20 protein-coding genes are annotated in these 21,021 nt (G+C 58.3%); 16 read left to right on the top strand and 4 right to left on the bottom strand.

Annotated elements, in window-relative coordinates:
- Position 1: 1 nt before the first annotated feature.
- Positions 2 to 859, bottom strand: coding sequence for a 16S rRNA (cytidine(1402)-2'-O)-methyltransferase (gene rsmI / locus ACR0JX_RS13590; protein WP_480544329.1), 858 nt, complete (start codon positions 857 to 859; stop codon positions 2 to 4).
- 88 nt (positions 860 to 947) lie between these two features.
- Between rsmI and ACR0JX_RS13595 the strand changes: the two genes are divergently transcribed.
- The 3 genes from ACR0JX_RS13595 to murJ are packed head-to-tail and all read left to right on the top strand — an operon-like array spanning position 948 to position 6,437.
- On the top strand, positions 948 to 2,120 hold the full coding sequence (locus tag ACR0JX_RS13595) for a penicillin-binding protein activator (RefSeq protein WP_480544330.1): 1,173 nt from the start codon (positions 948 to 950) through the stop codon (positions 2,118 to 2,120).
- Positions 2,080 to 4,899, top strand: coding sequence for a [protein-PII] uridylyltransferase (locus tag ACR0JX_RS13600; RefSeq protein WP_480544331.1), 2,820 nt, complete (start codon positions 2,080 to 2,082; stop codon positions 4,897 to 4,899). The genes ACR0JX_RS13595 and ACR0JX_RS13600 overlap by 41 nt, the downstream gene beginning before the upstream one ends.
- Complete coding sequence (gene murJ, locus ACR0JX_RS13605; RefSeq protein WP_480544332.1) at positions 4,896 to 6,437, top strand: murein biosynthesis integral membrane protein MurJ; 1,542 nt, start codon at positions 4,896 to 4,898, stop codon at positions 6,435 to 6,437. The genes ACR0JX_RS13600 and murJ overlap by 4 nt, the downstream gene beginning before the upstream one ends.
- On the opposite strand, the gene ACR0JX_RS13610 is transcribed toward murJ, so the two are convergent.
- Positions 6,438 to 7,124, bottom strand: coding sequence for a rhomboid family intramembrane serine protease (locus tag ACR0JX_RS13610; RefSeq protein ID WP_480544333.1), 687 nt, complete (start codon positions 7,122 to 7,124; stop codon positions 6,438 to 6,440). It lies immediately after the preceding gene.
- Between the two features lie 86 nt (positions 7,125 to 7,210).
- Between ACR0JX_RS13610 and trpS the strand changes: the two genes are divergently transcribed.
- The 13 genes from trpS to ACR0JX_RS13675 all read left to right on the top strand — a co-directional run bounded on the left by trpS (position 7,211) and on the right by ACR0JX_RS13675 (position 18,702).
- Entirely contained in the window at positions 7,211 to 8,239 is a 1,029-nt protein-coding gene (gene trpS / locus ACR0JX_RS13615; protein ID WP_480544334.1) for a tryptophan--tRNA ligase, read from the top strand.
- 58 nt (positions 8,240 to 8,297) lie between these two features.
- Complete coding sequence (locus tag ACR0JX_RS13620; RefSeq protein WP_480544335.1) at positions 8,298 to 9,161, top strand: branched-chain amino acid aminotransferase; 864 nt, start codon at positions 8,298 to 8,300, stop codon at positions 9,159 to 9,161.
- A 76-nt stretch (positions 9,162 to 9,237) separates the two neighbouring features.
- The gene (locus tag ACR0JX_RS13625; protein WP_170535882.1) at positions 9,238 to 9,693 is read left to right on the top strand and encodes a universal stress protein; all 456 of its coding nucleotides are present in this window, start codon (positions 9,238 to 9,240) and stop codon (positions 9,691 to 9,693) included.
- Position 9,694: 1 nt separating this feature from the next.
- A complete protein-coding gene (locus ACR0JX_RS13630; RefSeq protein WP_480544336.1) occupies positions 9,695 to 10,288 on the top strand; it encodes a DsbA family protein in 594 nt (197 codons plus the stop codon).
- Positions 10,289 to 10,357: 69 nt separating this feature from the next.
- On the top strand, positions 10,358 to 10,921 hold the full coding sequence (locus ACR0JX_RS13635) for a NifU family protein (RefSeq protein WP_170535878.1): 564 nt from the start codon (positions 10,358 to 10,360) through the stop codon (positions 10,919 to 10,921).
- Complete coding sequence (gene tsaB / locus ACR0JX_RS13640; protein WP_480544337.1) at positions 10,911 to 11,501, top strand: tRNA (adenosine(37)-N6)-threonylcarbamoyltransferase complex dimerization subunit type 1 TsaB; 591 nt, start codon at positions 10,911 to 10,913, stop codon at positions 11,499 to 11,501. Before ACR0JX_RS13635 ends, tsaB begins: the two co-directional genes overlap by 11 nt.
- Positions 11,498 to 11,917 carry a GNAT family N-acetyltransferase gene (locus tag ACR0JX_RS13645; protein WP_480544338.1) on the top strand — a complete coding sequence of 140 codons (420 nt, stop codon included), beginning with the start codon at positions 11,498 to 11,500 and terminating at the stop codon, positions 11,915 to 11,917. Before tsaB ends, ACR0JX_RS13645 begins: the two co-directional genes overlap by 4 nt.
- Before the next feature lie 152 nt (positions 11,918 to 12,069).
- Positions 12,070 to 13,068 (top strand): BMP family lipoprotein, encoded by a 999-nt coding sequence (locus ACR0JX_RS13650; protein WP_480544339.1) that lies wholly within the window; start codon positions 12,070 to 12,072, stop codon positions 13,066 to 13,068.
- A gap of 91 nt (positions 13,069 to 13,159) precedes the next feature.
- Positions 13,160 to 14,689, top strand: a complete 1,530-nt coding sequence (locus tag ACR0JX_RS13655; RefSeq protein WP_480544340.1) for an ABC transporter ATP-binding protein — start codon at positions 13,160 to 13,162, stop codon at positions 14,687 to 14,689.
- 3 nt (positions 14,690 to 14,692) lie between these two features.
- Positions 14,693 to 15,787 carry an ABC transporter permease gene (locus ACR0JX_RS13660; RefSeq protein ID WP_480544341.1) on the top strand — a complete coding sequence of 365 codons (1,095 nt, stop codon included), beginning with the start codon at positions 14,693 to 14,695 and terminating at the stop codon, positions 15,785 to 15,787.
- Entirely contained in the window at positions 15,787 to 16,755 is a 969-nt protein-coding gene (locus ACR0JX_RS13665; protein ID WP_170535868.1) for an ABC transporter permease, read from the top strand. Before ACR0JX_RS13660 ends, ACR0JX_RS13665 begins: the two co-directional genes overlap by 1 nt.
- 256 nt (positions 16,756 to 17,011) lie before the next feature.
- On the top strand, positions 17,012 to 17,932 hold the full coding sequence (locus tag ACR0JX_RS13670; RefSeq protein WP_170535866.1) for a sulfite exporter TauE/SafE family protein: 921 nt from the start codon (positions 17,012 to 17,014) through the stop codon (positions 17,930 to 17,932).
- A 2-nt stretch (positions 17,933 to 17,934) separates the two neighbouring features.
- Positions 17,935 to 18,702 carry a TIGR02186 family protein gene (locus ACR0JX_RS13675; protein WP_480544493.1) on the top strand — a complete coding sequence of 256 codons (768 nt, stop codon included), beginning with the start codon at positions 17,935 to 17,937 and terminating at the stop codon, positions 18,700 to 18,702.
- A 5-nt stretch (positions 18,703 to 18,707) separates the two neighbouring features.
- Here the strand turns inward: ACR0JX_RS13675 and ACR0JX_RS13680 are convergent, their stop codons facing one another.
- Positions 18,708 to 19,436, bottom strand: a complete 729-nt coding sequence (locus ACR0JX_RS13680) for an SDR family oxidoreductase (protein ID WP_480544342.1) — start codon at positions 19,434 to 19,436, stop codon at positions 18,708 to 18,710.
- Positions 19,433 to 20,965, bottom strand: coding sequence for an ATP-dependent DNA helicase (locus ACR0JX_RS13685; protein ID WP_480544343.1), 1,533 nt, complete (start codon positions 20,963 to 20,965; stop codon positions 19,433 to 19,435). Before ACR0JX_RS13685 ends, ACR0JX_RS13680 begins: the two co-directional genes overlap by 4 nt.
- Between the last annotated feature and the right edge of the window lie 56 nt (positions 20,966 to 21,021).

Genomic DNA, 21,021 nt, shown 5'->3' on the forward strand with positions numbered 1-21,021 from the left:
CTTATCCCTTTCCCAGTTTCAGGGCCTTTTGGTAGATCGGGCGGCGCGGCAGTTCGTACATTTGCGACACCAGATCCGCCGCATCCCGTACCGAATGGGTTTGCAAGGCCTGGATCAGTGCTTCTTCTACGTCAGACTCGTTAACGGTTTGCGAATGACTTCGATCCACCAGTAGAACAACTTCACCTTTGACGGACTGGCCCTCATAGGCGTCCGAAATCTCACCCAAGCTGCCGCGCCGAACCTCTTCGAACTTTTTCGTCAATTCGCGGCAAAGCGCGGCTTGGCGGTCCGATCCCAGAACATCTGCCAGATCAGACAGACACGCCGCCACACGCTTTGGCGATTCGTAAAAAACAAGCGTGCCGGGAATATTACGCAGCGCTTCGATACGACTGCGACGTGCGCCAGACGCATTTGGCAAAAATCCCGCGAAAAAGAACGCATCCGTAGGCAATCCGGCCAGCGTGAGCGCGGTTAAAACCGCCGACGGGCCGGGCGCGCAGGTCACGGTATAGCCGGCTTCGGATGCCTGCCGCCCTAGATCATAGCCTGGGTCCGCAATCAGCGGCATTCCAGCCTCGGACGCATAGGCCACCGAAAGCCCCTGGTCTAACGCATCCATGATCTTGCCGCGTGCTCCTGCACCGCTGTGATCGTGATAGGCCTGAATGCGCCGCCCCTGTAGTGGAACGCCATGAATCTCCATCAGTCTGCGCAGACTGCGCGTGTCTTCGGCTGCGATCATGTCGGCAGAGGCCAAGACGTCCAAAGCCCTGAGCGTAATGTCGCGCGCGGTTCCGATGGGTGTGGCAACAAAATACAGGCCCGCAGCCAATCTGATCTTTTGGAAATTCAAAGCTGGACCCTCACCGCGTGACGTTTATTATCTCGGATCGACAGAACAGCGGCGTCGCGCGCTGCCGGATCAGGGAGTTTTCTTTTAGATGTTTACTGTTTGCAATCCCATAAGCAAGCTGGCAAAAGCCGCAGCGGCCCTGGCCATCGCAGCATTACTGTCAGCCTGTGAGCCCGGCGGCCTTGGCGGAGGTCCATCAATCGATACATCCGATCCCGTTCCGGTCGCCCTATTGGTGCCGCGCGGTTCAGGTCAGGCCGGAGACGCCGCATTGGCACAAAGCCTCGAAAATGCCGCTCGGCTTGCCATGTCTGATCTGCCGAACGTGAAAGTCGACCTTCGGGTCTATGACACGGCCGGAAATGCGGGCACCGCCTCGACAGTCGCGCAACAGGCTGTGGCAGACGGTGCAAAGATCATTATTGGCCCGGTTTACGCGCAGGCCGCAAATGCCGCTGGCTTGGCCGTGTTAAACAAAAACGTCAATGTCCTGTCTTTCTCGAACAATACCAGCATCGCCGGAGGCAATGTCTTTGTTCTTGGTCCAACCTTCCAGAACACAGCGAACCGGCTGGTGAACTATTCGGCCGCTCAAGGCAAAACCGGAACCGTGATCGTCTACAGCAACGACGCAGCCGGCCAGTTGGGGCAATCTGCAATTGCCTCTGCCTTAGGCAGCAGCCCGGTCAACAACGCGGGCAACGTATCCTATGACCGCTCGCAACAAGGGGTGATCAACGCGGTGCCGACCATCAAGGCCACCGTCGATTCTTCCGGTGCGGACTCGGTCTTCCTGACGGCGACAACAGCTGGGGCGTTGCCTTTGCTGACACAGCTTTTGCCCGAAGCGGGCGTGTCCCCTGCCACAACGCAATTCATCGGCCTGACGCGTTGGGATATACCGCCTCAAACACTTGAACTACCAGGGGTTCAGGGGGGGTGGTTTGCCCTGCCCGACCCATCCAAGGCGCAATCCTATCGTCAGCGCTATAACGCGACCTATGGCGAAGCACCGCATCCGATCAGCGGCCTCGCCTATGACGGGATCGCCGCGATTGGCGCGCTGGTTGCACAAGGCAAATCAAATGCGCTGACCGGAGCAGCCCTGACCCAGAGCGCCGGATTCCAGGGCGTAGGCGGCATTTTCCGCCTGCTTCCGAATGGCACCAATGAACGCGGTCTGGCCGTCGCCACGATCCAGAACAAACAGGTGGTTGTGATTGACCCTGCCCCACAAAGCTTCGCTGGCGCCGGTTTCTGACCGGTCCGGCCTGATCACAGCGCCTGATGCTGAACTGATCTGCCCCGCCAACGACATTTTCGACAGTGCCAATGTGACGGAACACTTGGCTGCTGCATTTGAGACCTGCTCGGACAATACCGCCATGCGGGCAGAAACGGTGCGAATCCTGCGGGAGGCTCAAAAATCCGGACGCAAAGCGATTGCCGATGCCTTCGCGAAGCGCCCATTTGAAGCGCGCCCCTTGACGCGTTCGTATACCTACCTAACCGATCAGTTGGTGGGCACGGCAATGCGCGTGTCCAGCGAACGACTGCACCCGCTTGCGACACCCACACAAGGCGAGCGGATCGCCGTTCTGGCGGTTGGCGGTTATGGGCGGGGCGAAATGGCCCCCGCATCCGACGTGGATCTGCTGTTTCTGACGCCTTACAAGATCACCGCCTGGGCCGAGAGCGTGATCGAATCCATGCTCTATATCCTGTGGGATCTGCGGTTAAAGGTCGGGAATTCCTCTCGCACGATCAAAGACTGCCTGCGCCTCGGGGCAGAGGACTTTACCATCCGCACAGCCATGCTGGAGCAACGCTATCTGGCGGGTGACAAGGCGCTGGCGGATGAGTTGGACAAACGGCTTAAATCCGAACTGTTCAAAGGAACCGAGCGCGAGTTTATTGAAGCCAAGCTGCAAGAACGCGACGCCCGGCACCTGAAGCAGGGCCAGCGCTATATGGTCGAGCCCAATGTGAAAGAGGGCAAAGGCGGATTGCGTGACCTGCAGTCGCTGTATTGGATCGCCAAATACATCTACGGTGTCCAGGACGTGGCCGAACTGGTGCCTTTGGGGTTGTTCACACCCGAAGAATTTCAAACATTTGTCGAGGCCGAAGATTTCCTATGGGCCGTTCGATCACATCTGCATCTGGTGACCGGCCGCGCAACGGAACAGCTGACCTTTGACCTGCAAGTCGAAGTGGCCGAGCGCATGGGATACAAAGACCGTGCCGGGCGACGCGCGGTCGAAGTGTTCATGCAACGCTATTTCCGCGAAGCGACCCGCGTAGGCGAACTGACGCGAATCTTCTTGACCAAGCTGGAAGCGGCGCATGTGAAAGGTGCCCCGCTGCTGGAACGGATTTTCCGCCGGCGTCCTCAGGTCAAAGACGGTTACAAGGTTGTGCATGGGCGGCTGGACATTGCCGACCCGGATGCGTTTCTGTCTGACAAGGTCAACTTACTGCGCCTGTTTGAAGAAGGGCTGCGGACCGGCATGTTGATCCATCCCGACGCCATGCGCCTTGTTACGGCCAATTTGCACTTGATCGATGAAGACATGCGCAACGATAAAGAAGCGCGGCGCATTTTCCTGGACCTGATGCTCAAACACGGCAACCCCGAACGCGCCCTAAGGCGCATGAACGAGCTTGGAGTGCTATCGGCTTTCCTGCCCGAGTTCGAGCCCATCGTCGCGATGATGCAATTCAATATGTATCACAGCTACACGGTGGACGAGCATACCATCCAATGCATCACGAACCTGGCTCAGATTGAACGTGGCGAATTGGTTGAGGCTTTGCCATTGGCCTCATCAATTCTGGAAGGCGGCGTCAATCGCAAGGTTTTGTATGTGGCGCTGTTGCTGCATGATATTGCCAAAGGGCGGCCCGAAGATCATTCGATCCTTGGGGCGCAAATCGCGCGCAAAGTGGCCCCACGGCTTGGGTTGAACAAGACCGAATGTGAAACCGTCGAATGGCTTGTTCGGTATCACCTGCTGATGTCAGACATGGCACAAAAACGCGACGTCTCGGACCCACGCACGGTGCGCGACTTTGCCAAGGCGGTGCAGACCGTCAAGCGGCTGGACCTGCTGACCGTGCTGACGGTGTGTGATATTCGCGGCGTCGGGCCAACCACCTGGAACAACTGGAAAGCCACCCTGCTGCGTGCGCTGCATGCTGAAACCAAACGTGCATTGGACACCGGACTGGAGGTCCTGAACCGCGCCAATCGTGGAGCCGAGGCGAAAAAGGCGTTGCGGGCCGAACTGGCCAACTGGACCAAGACAGACCTCAAGACAGAAACTGGTCGTCACTATGCGCCTTATTGGCAGGGTCTGCCTCTGTCGGCTCATGTCGAATTTGCCGAGATGTTGCGCGCGCTTGAGATCAGCGGCGATCCGGGGGCAATGGAAATTCGCCTACACCCGGATGAAGATCGTGATGCGACCCGCGCCTGCTTTGCGATGGGTGATCACCCCGGCATTTTCGCACGGATCGCCGGTGCGCTGGCATTGGTCGGTGCCAATGTCGTGGACGCGCGCAGCTACACCACCAAGGACGGCTATGTCACCGATGCGTTCTGGATACAGGATGCCGAGGGTCACCCATTCGAAGCTTCGCGCCTGCCGCGCCTAACGCAGATGATCCAGAAGACGCTCAAAGGTGAGGTGGTCGCCGGTGAAGCACTGAAATCCCGCGACAAGATCAAGAAACGCGAACGCGCCTTCAACGTGCCGACCCATATCACCTTCGACAACGAGGGTTCCGAGATTTACACGATCATCGAGGTAGATACCCGTGATCGGACAGGGCTTTTGTATGATCTGACCCGTACGCTTGCTTCCTCGAACGTCTATATCGCCAACGCGGTGATCGCGACCTATGGCGAACAGGTTGTGGATACTTTCTATGTGAAAGATATGTTTGGCCTGAAGTACCACTCGGAAAGCAAGCAACGCGGGCTTGAGGCAAAGCTGCGCAAAGCCATCACCGAAGGCGCCGAGCGCGCGGTCTCATGAAGCAAATCCGGTTGTTTTCGGGCCTGTTTACGGTTGGGTTCTGGACCCTGGCCAGCCGTATCCTTGGGTTTTTGCGAGAGATTCTGCTGACCGCCTATATCGGCCCCGGACCGGTGATGGACGCGTTTGTCGCCGCGTTCCGCCTGCCCAACATGTTCCGCAGGTTCTTTGCCGAAGGGGCATTCAACGCCGCCTTTGTACCGATGTTTTCGAAAAGGCTGGAGGGCGATGAAAACGCCGAAGGGTTCGCGCAGGATGCCTTTAATCTACTAGGTGCCGCTGTACTGGTACTGGTTGGTCTGGCTATGGTTTTCATGCCCGGCCTTGTTTGGCTAACGGCAGAAGGGTTTTATGGAGACCAAAGGTTCGATCTGGCCGTCGACTATGGCTATATCGTCTTTCCTTACATCCTTTTTATGTCTCTGGCGGCATTGTTCTCAGGTGTCCTGAACGCTACCGGACGCTTTGCAGCCGCCGCTGCAGCCCCCGTTTTGCTGAACATCTTCGCCTGCACAGCCCTGATCTTCGGCGCTCTGTCCGGGGGGGAGGTCATTCGCTGGCTGATCGCAGTGATCCCTGTTGCTGGTGTCGCACAACTGGCACTGGTCTGGGTAGCAACGGAACGGGCCGGCATCCGCATTCGCCCCGGCGTACCCCGACTTAGCCCCGAGATGCGCAACATGGTTCGCATCGCCATACCGGCGGCTTTGGCGATGGGTGTCACACAAGTCAATCTGGTGGTTGGACAATTGGTTGCTTCAAAAACCGAGAAAGCCGTCAGTTGGCTTTTTGCGGCAGATCGGCTGTATCAACTCCCCTTGGGCGTTGTGGGGATTGCTATCGGTATCGTCCTGCTGCCTGATCTGTCCCGACGCCTGCGCGCGGATGACAAAGATGGCGCACGCAACGCCTTTTCCCGCGCTGGCGAGTTCATGCTGCTGCTCACGCTGCCCTCAACCATTGCCTTTTTGATCATCCCAATCCCACTGGTTTCGGTCCTGTTCGAACGGGGCCAATTCAGCCCCGAGGATACTGCCGCCACAGCGTTGGCCGTTGCCGTCTATGGCGTCGGGCTTCCCGCTTTTATGCTGCAGAAACTTCTGCAACCCCTGTTCTTTGCGCGCGAGGATACGCGGTCGCCCTTCCGCTATGCTGTGGTCGCCATGGTCATCAATGCGGCGTTGGCCTTTGGGCTCTATCCGCTGGTCGGATGGATTGCGCCCGCTATTGCCGCCTCTGCCGCTGGATGGGCCATGGTCGCCTTACTGGCCATCGGCGCGCGCCGCATGGGCGATGAGGCGCGGTTCGATGATCGGTTCAAACAACGGGCATGGCGGATTGGGGCGGCTTCGGTTGGGATGGGTGTCGTGTTGTTTGCTGCCATCCAGTTGTTTGGTTGGGCCTTCGCGTTGGCAGGCTGGCGTTATCTTGCCCTATTGGGTCTGATCAGCGTCGCAGCCGTAACGTATTTTGTGCTTGGACACCTGTTGGGGGCTTTCAAGCTGGCCGAGTTCAAACGCGCCTTGCGACGGTCCTGATCAATCCCGCCGAATGCGACCTCTGATCCGGGCCCAACCACCCGGTGCCAGAAAGAATGACAATCCGAACCCGGTGGCAAACCCGGCCAGATCGGCGATCCAATCCGGCGCCCCGCCAAAGATCAATCGAAACAGAAACTGAATTCCCATCAGCACTGCAATCAATTGAAACGCCCTTGCCTGGTTCTCGCCCACCAAAGACAGCTTGCGCCACAAAAGCCATGTGAATGCGCCGATCAAGCCGTAGACTGGTGGAAACCCGCCAACCAGATACGCGCCAGGAGCCAGGATCAACGCATAGACCACAGCTGCGCCGACACCAGACAGCACAAAGATCAGCAACGTCGCAATGCTCCCGAACACTTCGGCAACCATCTTACCCATGGCTAGAACGAAGACGCAGACAAAGACGGATTGCGTGAAGTTGAACGAGACAAACGGATATGTGACCAGGCGCATCAGATAATCGGCGCGCCACTGCCCTGTCTGCAACATCCGGTCAAACTGGCTGACAAAGAACGAATAACTGTCAATCGCCTGCGTGCGCCAGCCAATAGCCCCAGGCCCGCCGATCAGGCCGCGCTCTCCCAGAATAAAAGCCAGCTCGATCCCCATGATGAACAGAACCAGCGCCACGACGACTGGCGGCAGAGGGTTCACGGCGGGTGTATAATGCTCACTGCTCATCTGCCGGGCCTTTCGCGGCTGTTGACGTCCCTGACCCTCATGGGTAAGCGACGAGGGCTGATTTTTCCAGACGGGAGTTCCCTTCGATGACCCAGACCCAATTCACGCCGCGCGTGTTTTCCGGCATCCAACCTTCGGGCGGGCTGACCTTGGGCAACTATCTGGGCGCGCTGAAGCGCTTTGTGGATATGCAAGGGCCAGAGTTCGAAACCATCTATTGCATGGTCGACCTGCATGCGATCACCACATGGCAAGACCCCGCAGTGCTGTCGCACAATACCCGCGAGCTATGCGCCGGGTTCATCGCGGCTGGCATCGATCCGGAACAGTCGATACTATTCAATCAAAGCCAGGTGCCGGAACACGCACAGCTTGGTTGGGTCTTCAACTGCGTCGCCCGGATGGGCTGGATGCAGCGCATGACCCAGTGGAAGGACAAAGCGGGCAAGAACACACAGAACGCCTCGTTGGGTTTGTTTGCATATCCGTCGCTGATGGCAGCTGACATTCTGATCTACCACGCGACACATGTGCCCGTGGGGGATGACCAGAAACAGCATTTGGAATTGACGCGCGACATTGCGATCAAGTTCAACAATGATTTCGGCGTGGATTTCTTTCCGATCACTGAACCCGTGATTGAAGGGGCAGCGACACGCGTCATGAGCCTGCGGGACGGATCCAAGAAGATGTCCAAATCCGACCCGTCGGATATGAGCCGCATCAACATGACGGACGATGCCGACACCATCGCCAAAAAGATCCGCAAGGCCAAAACGGACCCGGATGCCCTGCCCTCCGAGGCAGACGGTTTGGACGACCGGCCTGAGGCACGTAATCTGGTCAATATCTACGCGGCCCTTTCGGATCAAAGCGTGGAACAGGTACTTTCAGATGTGGGCGGCAAGCAATTCGGAGACTTCAAACCGATGCTGGCCGATCTTGCGGTCGAAAAGCTCTCGCCCATCTCGTCCGAGATGGCCCGCCTGATGAATGATCAGTCCGAGATCGACCGCATCCTGGCCCGAGGTGCCGAACGCGCGCGCGAGATCACCGTGCCGATCCTGAAACAAACCTACGAGATCGTTGGAATGGTCGGCGCGTCGACGCGCTGATTGCACTGGACCTTCGCCTGACGCCCTCCTAGGTTTGCCCAAAGATTGGGAGGGCGTCATGGCAACGGGCAAAAACATCCGCACCTATTTTGAAGGGCAGTGGCATGATGGGGACGCGCCTATTATGCGCGCGGCAGATCATGGTGCATGGCTGGGGTCGTCCGTCTTTGACGGGGCACGGTATTTCAACGGTATGGCCCCAGACTTGCTGGCCCATTGCGCCCGCGTGAACCGATCCGCCAAAGCGCTGATGCTGACCCCGACTGTGACCCCTGAACACATGGTCGAGTTGGTGCATGAGGGGCTGCAAAGCTATGCCCCTGACAGCGCTGTTTATATTCGCCCTATGTATTGGGGCATTGATGGCGATCACACCGCAATCGTGCCGCAGGAAAACAGCACAGGATTTGCCATCTGTCTGGAAGAAATCCGGATGGCGCCCGAAACGGCCTCTGTCACGCTGACAACTACTCAGTTTCGGCGGCCGGTTCTGGAGTCTGCCGTGGTGAACGCCAAGGCCGGGTGCCTGTATCCGAACAATGCCCGGATGTTGGCCGAAGCGAAGGCCAAGGGTTTCTCAAACGCACTGGTGGCGGATGCGATGGGCAATGTTGCCGAGACTGCAACCGCCAACATCTTCATGGCCAAGGATGGAGAGGTGTTTACCCCAATCCCGAACGGCACGTTCCTAGCCGGAATCACCCGCGCGCGTCATATCGCGAATTTACGCGCGGATGGTGTCACGATCCACGAAACCATCCTGAGCTTTGATGATTTCCACGCAGCGGATGAGGTGTTCATGTCCGGGAACATGAACAAAGTGACGCCCGTGACTGCTCTGGACGATACACAATATCAGATTGGCCCTATCGCGCGGCGCGCACGCGCGCTTTACTGGGATTGGGCTGCAAGCGAAGGCTAACCGATCACCCGGTATTTGCCCGAGTTGCCAGCACGCTATCGGTCGGGCATGATCCCCGAAATGAATGAGGACCCCCATGCGCAAGTTTCTGGTCGTATTGGATGATAGCCGCGAATGCCTGAACGCCATGCGCTTTGCCGCCATGCGCGCCTCGCACACCGGTGGCGGTGTCACGATCCTGTCCGTGATCCCGCCGGATGAGTTTAACCATTGGATCGGCGTGGCCGAAGTGATGCGGGAAGAAGCGCGCGAGCGTATCCATGCGCATTATGAGGTGTTCGCCAAATGGATGCGCGACAAACAGGGCGTCGATCCTGAACTTGCGATCCGCGAGGGCGATCCCGTGCCTCAGATCATCGAACATGTTCAATCGGACCCTGAGATCGGGGTGCTGGTTCTGGGCGCAGGAACCGACAAGAAAGGTCCCGGCCCCCTGATCACCCAGTTAACAAAAAGCTCTGGCAGCTTGCCGATTCCGATCACGATCGTACCTGGTGATCTAAGCAAGGAAAAACTTGAGGAAATCACCTGATATGGGGGCACGGGTCGAATTCTGGTTCGAATTCGCCTCGACCTATTCCTATCTCAGCGCCATGCGTATCGAACAGGCAGCCTCTGATCGCGGCGTAGTGGTCGACTGGCAGCCCTTTCTGCTGGGGCCTATCTTTGCGGAACAGGGGTGGACCACATCGCCGTTCAACCTCTACCCCGCCAAGGGCACATATATGTGGCACGATATGGAAAGGTTATGCTCCGCACGGGGCCTGCCATTTCAGAAACCGGACCCTTTTCCCCAAAATGGCCTGCGCGCGGCGCGGCTTGTTTTGGCAATCGACGACCCAGCTGATAAGGCCCGACTTGTATGTGCGGTCTACAATGCTGAGTTTGGAGATGGGCGCGATATCTCGCACGAAGCGACGCTGCTGGCCTGTTTGAACAAGGCTGGGCTATCGCCAGATCTGCTGCACCGAACCGCTGAGCCGGACATCAAATCCGCCTTGTTCCAGCAAACCCAGCGTGCCAAGGAAAAGGGTATCTTTGGAGCCCCGAGTTTTTGCGTTAGTGACGAACTGTTCTGGGGTGACGACAGATTGGACGAGGCGTTGGACTACGCGACTCGAATTTAGAACCGTTCCAAATCTTGACTTCCACGAGCGCCACGCGCATATCAGAGGCATCTCAGATGGAGCTGCCCCATGTTCATTCAGACCGAATCCACCCCAAACCCGGCTACGTTGAAGTTTTTGCCCGGCCAGACGGTGCTGGAAGCGGGAACAGCGGATTTCCCAACTGCCGAAGCGGGTGAGAAATCCCCCTTGGCCAAGCGTATCTTTGGTGTCAGCGGTGTGACTGGCGTGTTTTTTGGCAATGACTTCGTCACGGTCACCAAATCTGACTCTGTAGAATGGGATCACATCAAACCCGCCATCCTTGGCGCAGTGATGGAGCATTTTCAGTCCGGCCAACCGGTCATGGGTGCAGACGCAACGGCGGCCTCGGGCCATGCGGAACATACCGGTGAAGACTCGGAAATCGTGGATCAGATCAAGGACCTGCTGGACAGCCGCGTCCGGCCAGCGGTTGCGCAGGATGGGGGTGACATCACGTTCCACGGTTTTGACCGGGGCGTGGTTTATCTGCATATGCAGGGCGCCTGTGCGGGCTGCCCGTCTTCGACCCTGACCCTGAAAATGGGCATCGAGAACCTGCTGCGCCACTATATTCCCGAAGTGACCGAGGTTCGCCCGGTTGCCGTCTGACCCAACAATATTGGCATTTGACACATCGGCCGCGCATTGCGCGGCCGCTTTGCTGCGGGATGGGCAAATCATTGTGTCAACCACCGAGGCCATGTCGCGCGGGCAGGCCGAACGGCTGATGCCGTTGCTGGAAGAGGTTTTGGAGCAAGCTGGCTGTATCTGGGCCGATCTTGACGCAATTGGCGTCGGTGTCGGACCGGGGAATTTCACCGGCATTCGAATCTCGGTCTCGGCAGCGCGGGGTCTGGCATTGGGGCTAGGTGTTCCGGCCGTCGGGGTTTCAGGCTTCGATGCCTTGGCCGAAATCGCACCGAACGGTCAGATCCCGGCCATTCAGGCACCGCGCGAACAGGTCTATCTGCAGCAATGCGACGGCCCCGCGCGCCTGATGCCCAAAATCGAGGCAGACACGCTCGGACAGCTGTTCTTTTGCTCCGATCCGGCAGCACAGGCACAGGCAATTGCCACAGTTGCTGCGCGTCGCTGGAAAGACGTCTCAGACCCACCTGCCCCGCTGTATGTCCGGGCTGCTGATGCCGCGCCATCCGGCGACCAACCTCCGGTGCTACTGGACGAATGACCCCACACGAGATGGCCCAAACACATGCGGCTGCATTCACACAATCCCGCCCGTGGACAGCGGCAGAGTTTGCCGACCTGCTGGCAAACCCGTTTACGCACTGCGTTGGATCAAGTGATTCTTTCGCCCTGTTTCAGGTCATCGCGGATGAAGCGGAACTGCTGACCATTGCGACTCACCCCGCGTATCAGCGGCGGGGTCTTGGCCAGCAATGCATGGCGGACTGGCATTCTAAGGCCAAAACGCTTGGGGCAAAACGCGCCTTTTTGGACGTGGCCGCCGACAACCTGCCCGCAATTGCGCTGTATGAACGGTGCGGATACCGGCCTTGTGGGCAGCGAAAGGGCTACTATGCCCGAAAATCCGGCGAAACCTGCGACGCAATGGTCATGGAATACCTGTTGCACCTTAACTAAGGCACAATTTTTGGACCAACTGGTCAAAAACCACTTGACCCTGCCGGTTGCAAACACCCTTAATTCCCGTCATCACAACGGTTATGCTCGCTCTGAGTGGGTAAACGGGGCTATCTTGGTTCCGGACCGACAAAAACCAACGGGAGTAAAAAATGACCCTGATGAAATCTTTGATGGGTGCCGCTGCGGCGGTCGCACTGACAGCTGGCACTGCTCTGGCCGAGCCCGCGCTGATCTTTGACCTGGGCGGTAAGTTCGACAAATCGTTCAACGAGGCGGCCCACAATGGCGCCACACGCTGGGCCGAGGAAACCGGCGGTACATACCGCGAGATCGAATTGCAATCTGAAGCCCAGCGCGAACAGGCACTGCGCCGCTTTGCCGAAGCGGGCGCGAACCCGATCATCACCATGGGCTTTGCCATGGCCGATCCGCTGTCGGCCGTTGCCGGTGACTATCCGGACACCAAATTTGTCGCCGTCGACGTCACTTGGCTGGATGCACCAAACATCCGTCAGATCGGATTTGCCGAGCACGAAGGCTCCTACCTGGTTGGCATGATGGCCGCGATGGCGTCGGAATCCGGCACCGTTGGCTTTATCGGCGGTATGGATATCCCGCTGATCCGCCACTTTGGCTGCGGCTATGCGCAAGGCGCCAAAGCTGTGAACCCGGATATCGAAGTTGTTGCCAACATGACCGGCACCACCCCGGCGGCCTGGAACGACCCGGTGAAAGGGTCCGAGCTGACCAAGGCGCAGATCAGCCAGGGTGCTGACGTGATCTATGCAGCCGCAGGCGGCACCGGTGTCGGCGTTCTGCAAACCGCAGCCGACGAAGGCATCCTGTCGATCGGCGTAGACAGCAACCAGAACCACCTGCACCCGGGCAAAGTTCTGACTTCGATGCTGAAACGCGTGGACGTGGCCGTCTACGACGCTATGAGCGCGGGCGAAGGACTTGAGACCGGCGTATTCGCAATGGGTCTGGCCGAAGAAGGCGTGGGCGTCGCAATGGACGACAACAATGCCTCGCTGGTCTCGGATGACATGAAAGGCGCGGTCGACAAGGCACGTCAGGACATCATCGACGGCAATGTGACCGTTGTCAGCTACTACGAGAACGACAGCTGCCCAGCACTGCAATTCTGATCTTTCGCGGGACGGAGGCTTGGCCTTCCGTCCCGTTTCCACTCTGCCGCTATGTGCAAACGCGGCCCTTTCGGCAACCCAAGGACAAGACATGACCGTCCCCGCCATTGAGCTCAAAGGGATTTCCAAAGCCTTTGGGCCGGTTCAAGCTAATAAAGACATTTCCATCAGCGTCGCCCCCGGCACGATCCACGGGATCATCGGTGAAAACGGTGCGGGCAAATCCACGCTGATGAGCATTCTCTACGGCTTTTACAAAGCCGATAAAGGTGAGATTTGGATCAACGGCACCAAGACTGAGATACCGGATAGCCAGGCGGCTATCGCCTCGGGCATCGGCATGGTGTTTCAGCATTTCAAGCTGGTTGAAAACTTCAGCGTTCTGGAAAATATCGTTCTGGGTGCCGAAGACGGCGGGCTATTGGCCCCGTCGCTGGCCAAGGCCCGCAAAGAACTGAAAGCGCTGGAAGAAGAATACGAGCTGTTCGTCGACCCCGACAAACGCATTGACGAGATCGGCGTCGGGATGCAGCAGCGGGTCGAGATTCTGAAAGCGCTTTATCGCAAAGCCGAGATCCTGATTCTGGACGAACCAACCGGCGTTCTGACCCCCTCTGAGGCGGATCAGCTGTTCCGCATTCTGGATCGGCTGCGGACCGAAGGAAAAACGATCATCGTGATCACGCATAAACTGCGTGAAATCATGGAAAACACCGATACCGTGTCGGTCATGCGACGCGGTGAGATGACGGCGACCGTAAAAACTGCCGAGACCAACCCCGAAGAACTGGCCGAACTTATGGTGGGCCGCAAGGTACTGCTGCAAGTCGACAAAGTACCCGCCCAACCGGGCAAGCCCATACTGGAAATTGAGAACCTGCAGGTGTTCGACAGCGCGGGCGTTGAGCGGGTCAAAGGCATCGACCTGACCGTGCGCGCGGGTGAGATCGTCGGCATCGCAGGGGTTGCGGGCAATGGTCAGTCGGAACTGTTGGAAGTTCTGGGTGGCATGCGCCCCGGTCAAGGCTCGATCAAGCTGAACGGCACCCCGCTGGCGCTCAGCGGTGCCGGATCGGATGGTCAGGCACGACGCGCGCAGCACATCGCTCATGTGCCCGAAGACCGCCAGCGCGAAGGGCTGGTGATGGACTTCCACGCGTGGGAGAATGTTGCCTTTGGCTATCACCGCGATCGCGCCTATCAGCGCGGTCTGTTCATGGACAACGCCGCCTTGCGCGCCGATACTGAAGCCAAGATCGCCAAGTTTGACGTGCGCCCGCCCGACCCGTGGCTGGCCGCCAAAAGTTTTTCTGGTGGCAATCAACAGAAAATCGTCGTTGCACGCGAAATCGAGCGGAATCCTGATCTGCTGCTGGTCGGACAACCGACACGCGGCGTGGATATTGGCGCAATCGAGTTCATTCACAAACAAATCGTCGCCCTGCGCGATCAGGGCAAAGCGATCCTGCTGGTCTCGGTCGAGCTGGAAGAGATCTTCTCGCTGTCCGACCGGATCGCCGTGATGTTCGACGGGCATATCATGGGTGAGCGTTTGCCTGCCGAGACCGATGAAAGAGAACTGGGCCTGCTGATGGCCGGTGTTGCGGAAGAGGCCGCTTAAAGCATGGAAAAGATGCCTAAATGGGCCGATGTCGTGCTGATCCCGGTGATCAGCTTGCTGTTGGCCACGATCCTATCGGCGCTGGTCATTCTGGCCATTGGTGAGAACCCGGTTGAAGCCGTGAACCTGATGGTTACGGGCGCGCTGGGGTCGACCTATGGCTGGGGCTATACACTCTACTACGCAACCAACTTCATGTTCACCGGGCTGGCCGTGGCCGTGGCCTTTCATGCGCGGCTGTTCAACATTGGCGGCGAAGGACAGGCGATGCTGGGCGGTCTTGGCGTAGCCATGGTATGTCTGTACATTCCCTGGCCGCATTGGAGTATTGCGCTGGCCGCCGCATCGCTTGGGGCCGCCTTGTTCGGTGCGGCATGGGCCGCAATCCCTGCCTATCTTCAGGCCAAGCGCGGCAGCCATATCGTGATCACCACGATCATGTTCAACTTTATCGCTGCTGCCTTTCTGAACTACATGCTGGTCAATGTAATGCGCCCTCAGGGCTCGCAGGACCCGGCTACAGCGCGATTCCCCGAGGCCGTACATCTGCCGACGTTCCAATCCATGTTCTCGACCGCTGAGAACGTGATGTTCCGAGGCGCACCCGCCAATATCTCATTCTTCGTGGCGATCTTGGCTTGTGTCGTGGTGTGGGCTCTGATCTGGCGCACGCGCCTTGGGTACGAGATTAGATCCTATGGCAAAACCGAAACCGGAGCCGTTTACGCTGGGATTTCGCCGGTACGGATCACCATCATTGCCATGCTGATCTCGGGCGGGCTGGCCGGTTTGATGGCAATTAATAACGTGATGGGCGAGGCGGAGCGTCTGGTCCTGAATTCGACCGAAGGGGCCGGGTTCATTGGTATTGCCGTCGCGCTGATGGGACGCTCGCATCCGTTTGGCGTGTTTCTTGCCGCGCTCCTGTTTGGCTTCCTGTATCAGGGTGGGGCCGAGCTTGCGCTTTGGACCTCGATCCCGCGTGAGCTGATCGTCGTCATTCAGGCGCTGGTTATCCTGTTCACAGGGGCGCTGGACAATATGGTGCGCATGCCGCTTGAAAAGCTGTTTCTGGGTCTGCGGAAAGGGGCGGAGTGATGGAGTTCTTTATCACACTCATTCAAGTCCTCGATTCGACCATTCGCCTTGCGACACCTCTGCTGCTTGCCTGTCTGGCCGGGCTTTATTCGGAACGAGCTGGCATCTTCGACATCGGGCTTGAGGGCAAGATGCTGATGTCTGCTTTCTTCTCGGCAGCCGTTGCAGCAGTGACTGGATCAGTCTGGCTGGGTCTTTTGGCGGGTATCGGTGCGTCGCTTATCTTGTCGGCCTTGCACGGGGTGGCTTCGATTACCTTCCGGGGCAATCAACTGATCTCGGGCGTGGCGATCAACTTTCTGGCCTCGGGGCTGACCGTTCTGATCGCGCAAAGCTGGTTTCAGCAAGGCGGTCGCACCCCGTCCCTGTTTGGCGGAGGCCGTTTTGAACCGATCGAGTTCCCCTTTGCAGAGGCGCTAAGCAACGTTCCGGTCATCGGTCCGATCTACTCGGAACTTCTGTCCGGACATTCGATACTGGTCTACGTCGCCTTCCTAATGGTGCCTCTCACATGGTGGATCCTATATCGCACCCGGTTTGGCCTGCGCCTGCGAGCCGTGGGTGAAAACCCTGCGGCGGTCGATACAGCTGGCGTTTCGGTCGTTGGCTTGCGGTTTGCGGCCGTTGCGATCTGCGGCATTCTATGCGGGATTGCCGGGGCCTATCTTGCTACGGCCTTGCAGGCGGGTTTTGTCAAAGAAATGACAGCCGGTCGCGGGTTCATCGCTTTGGCAGCTCTGATCTTCGCAAAATGGCGGCCATGGCATGCGATGTGGGCGTGCCTGTTGTTCGGTCTGCTACAAGCCATCGCCCTGCGGTTCCAGAATATCGATCTGGGCGGGGTCGTGATCCCGGTTCAGGTGATGGACGCCCTGCCTTACATCCTGACTGTGGTGATCCTGGCCGGGTTTGTCGGCAAGGCCGTTCCCCCACGCGCAGGCGGCGAACCCTATGTGAAGGAACGCTGATAAGTCCAGTTTGGAACAAATTTGGGTCCTGTTCGCTGCAAAGCGGCATGCAGAGTTGATTTTGCATGCCGCAACCGCTCTAAGAGGGTATGAACCTCTGGTCTCGGATAGAATTCACAGCTCGGCGGCCTTGGTACGCTGTTGACGTTGGGCTTGTGACTGTTCAGAACTCGGGTCGAATCCAATTGCCAACCCGTTCCCGCCGCGACAGCATTGCATCGTTGCGCAATCGTTTCCGGCGCGCCTAGAAGAAACCATGCAAATATACCTTCCCATTGCCGAAGTCTCTGTAAATGCCTTTCTTCTACTAGGGCTGGGGGGGATGGTCGGCATCCTGTCCGGTATGTTTGGCGTCGGCGGGGGGTTCCTGATGACCCCTCTGCTGTTTTTTATCGGCATTCCCCCGGCAGTCGCTGTTGCAACCGAAGCCAATCAGATCGTCGCGTCTTCGTTCTCAGGCGTGCTGGCACATCTTCGACGAAAAACCGTAGATTTAAAGATGGGCACAGTGCTTCTGGTGGGTGGCCTAATCGGGGCCGCCGTGGGTGTAGTGATCTTCAACTATCTCAAAAGCCTGGGCCAGGTCGATCTGTTGGTCACCCTCTGCTACGTCGTCTTTCTGGGCGTCATCGGCAGTCTGATGTTCGTCGAAAGCCTGCGCGCCCTGCGGCGGGTGAAGAAAGGCACAGGTGGGCCTGCCAAACGACGCCAACGTGGCTGGGTGCATTCGCTGCCTCTGAAGATGCGCTTTCGCACCTCTGGCTTATATATCTCGGTCATCCCGCCGGTTGTCGTCGGGCTGTGTGTCGGCATCTTGTCCGCCATCATGGGCGTGGGCGGAGGCTTTATCATGGTCCCGGCCATGATTTACCTGCTGGGAATGCCGACGAAGGTTGTGGTCGGAACATCATTGTTCCAGATCATCTTCGTCACCGCCTTCACAACCATGCTCCATGCCACCACCAACTACACGGTCGACATTGTGTTGGCCGTTCTCTTGCTGGTGGGCGGCGTGATCGGCGCCCAGATCGGTACCGTGATCGGAGCCCGCATGCCCGCCGAACAACTGCGCGTTCTTCTGGCGGCTTTGGTCCTTGTGGTCTGTGGCAAGCTGGCGCTTGATCTTCTTCTGGAACCGAGCGAGCTATACTCCCTCGGCGCAAGCGGAGGGCATTGATGATGGTCCGCGCGTTCTTTGCCGCCCTATGTCTGATGTGCTTGCCTGCCACCGCGGCAGAGGAACAGGTCGTTCTTGGGCTCAGTCAGGATCGCGTCGCGATCACCGCGAATTTCGACGGGTCCGAGATTCTGATCTTCGGCGCCATCAAACGCGAGGCCCCAATCCCCGAAGGTCCCCCGGTTGAGGTTATCGTCGCCTTGGCAGGCCCGTCAGAACCCATCACCGTGCGCCGCAAGGCCCGCAGGCTAGGGATTTGGGTCAACACCGACAGTGTACTGGTCGACCTTGCGCCCAGCTTTTATGCGGTCGCCACCAGCGCACCGTTTGACGATATCATCACCGACACCGAAGACCTGCGCTATCGTATCTCAATCGAGCGGGCCATTAGGTCTGTTGGCGCCGCGATGAACATTCAAGGCGCTCAGGATTTCGCCGAAGCAGTTGTGCGCATTCGGGAAAGCGAAGACCTCTATTCCATCCGTGAAAACACGGTGGCAGTGGATGAGCAAACCCTGTTTCGCACCTCGGTTGCGATGCCTGCAGACCTGACCGAAGGTGACTATGTGGCGCGTATCTTTCTGACAAGAGGCGGCGAGGTCGTGTCGCGCTATGAGACAACGATTGACGTGCGCAAAGTGGGGCTGGAGCGGTTTCTTTATACCATGTCGCGCGAGCAACCGGTGTGGTATGGCCTGATGTCGCTGGTCATCGCAATCGTAGCGGGTTGGGGTGCCTCAACCGCGTTCAGATTGCTGCGCGAAAAGTAAAAAGCCTAACCCCTTCCGATATAGGGCATGGTGGTGGCCATCACTGTCATGAACTGGACATTCGCCTCAGACGGCAGATTGGCCATATGCAGGACCGAACGCGCAGCATCCTGAACATCCATCGTCGGGTCGGGTGTTTCACCGCTGGCAATGGCCGCATCAACCAGTCCCTGAACCATCTGCGTGCGCGCATTGCCGATATCGATCTGACCGCAGGCAATGCCGAAACTGCGCCCATCCAGAGACAGGCTGCGGGTCAACCCCGTGATCGCGTGTTTCGTGGCCGAGTAGTGCACCGAGTTCGGACGCGGCACATGAGCGGCGATGGACCCGTTGTTGATGATGCGGCCACCTTGCGGGGATTGGTTGCGCATACTCCGAAACGCGGCCCGGGCACTCAGAAACATGCCGTTCAGGTTCACATTGATGCTGTGATACCAATCCTCCAGCGCGATTTCATCAATCGTGCCGCCGGGGGCAAAGATGCCCGCATTGTTGAACAGTACATCCAGCCGACCGGTTTGGCCCTCAAACGTCTGAAAAGCGTGATCGACAGCCTTGGGGTCCGTGACATCCGCAACCAGCGGTATCGCATGCGCCTGACCTTCGGCAATTGCGGCCAGTTTGTCAGCACTGCGGGCCAGCAAGCCCACAGTCCAACCTTCGGCCAGAAACAACTCTGCCGTGGCCCGGCCAATGCCTGAACTCGCTCCGGTGACTATGATTGTTTTCATGTCTCTTCCACCTCCAGCGTCAGTGAGGCTGCCGGGACAGCCCTCAGGTCATCAACACGCAAAGGATATGTGGGTTTCGACAACCGGTTTCGCACGACCCAGATCAAGCGCTCCTGCGCGCGTGTGATCGCCACATAGGCCAACCGTTTCCAAAGGGGTTGCCCGGCCTCAGTCCGCCCCATCCGGGCCGCTGCATAGATATCTGGGGCAAAGACCTGCACCGTATCCCATTGTGATCCCTGCGCCTTGTGGATTGTCACTGCGGCACCATGCAGAAACGTTGCACCCATGCGAGCCGCATAGGGGATAAAAGGTTCTTCTTCATCCGGTTGTTCGATCTGCACAATCGAGGCGGCACTGACCTGCGGGTCTTCTGCCCCCATTACATGCAGGCGCGAAAACCCCGGTTTGCGCCCCGGTCCCAGATAGATGACCTGAGCGCCTTTGATCAGGCCGCGCGCCTCAAGGTCCAGCCGCTTTTTGCGATGTTTCAGCGGCAGCTCAATACCGTCACAGATCAGCGGCTCACCTTCCAGCAATTCGGTATCCGGCGCCCCATGTACCTGCCTGAAGGCTTGTATCAGACGAATGCGCGTTGCATTGCGCCAGACCAAAACAGGGCTACGGGCCATCAGGTCGACCTCGACCCGCTGCCCCCAAACCACACGGTCGTCACGGCGCGCTGTGTCTTCGACCATCCGCTCGAAATCTTCAAACCCCATGGTCGGATCGGCCAGCGCGTGGGCCAGATCAAGAATCGGATTGTCGGCATCCTGCCGGTGGACCCGGTGCAATTCCAGCTTGCGCGGCTCGGGCAGGGTTTCGAAAACCATGCTGCCGGATTGATTGACCGGAGCCAGCTGCGCCGGATCACCAAACATCAGCAAGGTCGGAAAAATCTCTTTCAGGTCTTCGAACTGACGATCATCCAGCATCGAAGCTTCATCAACAAAGCCGATATCCAGCGGCTCATCCCGACGTTTCCAACCGGTGATGAAATCCGACCCTCGCAACCCAGCTGCAGCCAGTGCACCGGGGATCGACTTGTTGTTTTCATAAAAGGCTGCCGCGCGGTCCAGCGCCTCATCGGTCAGACCCTCGATTTCGGGCCGTTCGCCATTTCCGGCCAGCCATTCCGCGATGCGCTCGTATTCCGGATCATAAACGGGTGTATAGAGGATGCGGTGAATGGTGGTGGCGGGCACGCCGCGCAAGCGCAGCACACTGGCGGCCTTGTTGGTCGGGGCCAGAATCGCAAGCGTCCGCTTGTCTCGGGATTTGCGGCTTTCATAGTCGCCCGAAACGATCTGAACACCGCTTTCGGCCAACGCCTTGTAAAGTTCCGCCAGTAGTAGAGTCTTACCCGAACCGGCCTTGCCAATCACGGCCATAGCGCCAGACTTACCTGCCCCCGGCAGCTTCAGCAAAGCGTCATCTTCCAAGTCTACACCGGCTTGGCGCAGCATCTCGGCGATGCTGTCATAGGCGGCGGCCTGGTCTTCAGAAAAGGTCACGTGCGGCAAAGACATGGCGCGACCCTACAAGGCCGCGCCAGCCATCGCCAGATGCCGAATGGTGTTTTCGC

The organism is Ruegeria sp. AH7, assembly GCF_056541325.1.

What these genes read in the sequence shown, in the direction of transcription:
- trpS (WP_480544334.1), top strand. Translation starts at nt 7,211, where the DNA reads ATGACCCAGACCCAATTCACGCCGCGCGTGTTTTCCGGCATCCAACCT.
- ACR0JX_RS13680 (WP_480544342.1), bottom strand. Translation starts at nt 19,436, where the DNA reads ATGAAAACAATCATAGTCACCGGAGCGAGTTCAGGCATTGGCCGGGCC.
- ACR0JX_RS13635 (WP_170535878.1), top strand. Translation starts at nt 10,358, where the DNA reads ATGTTCATTCAGACCGAATCCACCCCAAACCCGGCTACGTTGAAGTTT.
- ACR0JX_RS13645 (WP_480544338.1), top strand. Translation starts at nt 11,498, where the DNA reads ATGACCCCACACGAGATGGCCCAAACACATGCGGCTGCATTCACACAA.
- ACR0JX_RS13595 (WP_480544330.1), top strand. Translation starts at nt 948, where the DNA reads ATGTTTACTGTTTGCAATCCCATAAGCAAGCTGGCAAAAGCCGCAGCG.
- ACR0JX_RS13675 (WP_480544493.1), top strand. Translation starts at nt 17,935, where the DNA reads ATGGTCCGCGCGTTCTTTGCCGCCCTATGTCTGATGTGCTTGCCTGCC.
- ACR0JX_RS13650 (WP_480544339.1), top strand. Translation starts at nt 12,070, where the DNA reads ATGACCCTGATGAAATCTTTGATGGGTGCCGCTGCGGCGGTCGCACTG.
- ACR0JX_RS13620 (WP_480544335.1), top strand. Translation starts at nt 8,298, where the DNA reads ATGGCAACGGGCAAAAACATCCGCACCTATTTTGAAGGGCAGTGGCAT.
- murJ (WP_480544332.1), top strand. Translation starts at nt 4,896, where the DNA reads ATGAAGCAAATCCGGTTGTTTTCGGGCCTGTTTACGGTTGGGTTCTGG.
- ACR0JX_RS13670 (WP_170535866.1), top strand. Translation starts at nt 17,012, where the DNA reads ATGCAAATATACCTTCCCATTGCCGAAGTCTCTGTAAATGCCTTTCTT.
- ACR0JX_RS13625 (WP_170535882.1), top strand. Translation starts at nt 9,238, where the DNA reads ATGCGCAAGTTTCTGGTCGTATTGGATGATAGCCGCGAATGCCTGAAC.
- ACR0JX_RS13655 (WP_480544340.1), top strand. Translation starts at nt 13,160, where the DNA reads ATGACCGTCCCCGCCATTGAGCTCAAAGGGATTTCCAAAGCCTTTGGG.
- ACR0JX_RS13685 (WP_480544343.1), bottom strand. Translation starts at nt 20,965, where the DNA reads ATGTCTTTGCCGCACGTGACCTTTTCTGAAGACCAGGCCGCCGCCTAT.
- ACR0JX_RS13630 (WP_480544336.1), top strand. Translation starts at nt 9,695, where the DNA reads ATGGGGGCACGGGTCGAATTCTGGTTCGAATTCGCCTCGACCTATTCC.
- ACR0JX_RS13665 (WP_170535868.1), top strand. Translation starts at nt 15,787, where the DNA reads ATGGAGTTCTTTATCACACTCATTCAAGTCCTCGATTCGACCATTCGC.
- ACR0JX_RS13660 (WP_480544341.1), top strand. Translation starts at nt 14,693, where the DNA reads ATGGAAAAGATGCCTAAATGGGCCGATGTCGTGCTGATCCCGGTGATC.
- ACR0JX_RS13610 (WP_480544333.1), bottom strand. Translation starts at nt 7,124, where the DNA reads ATGAGCAGTGAGCATTATACACCCGCCGTGAACCCTCTGCCGCCAGTC.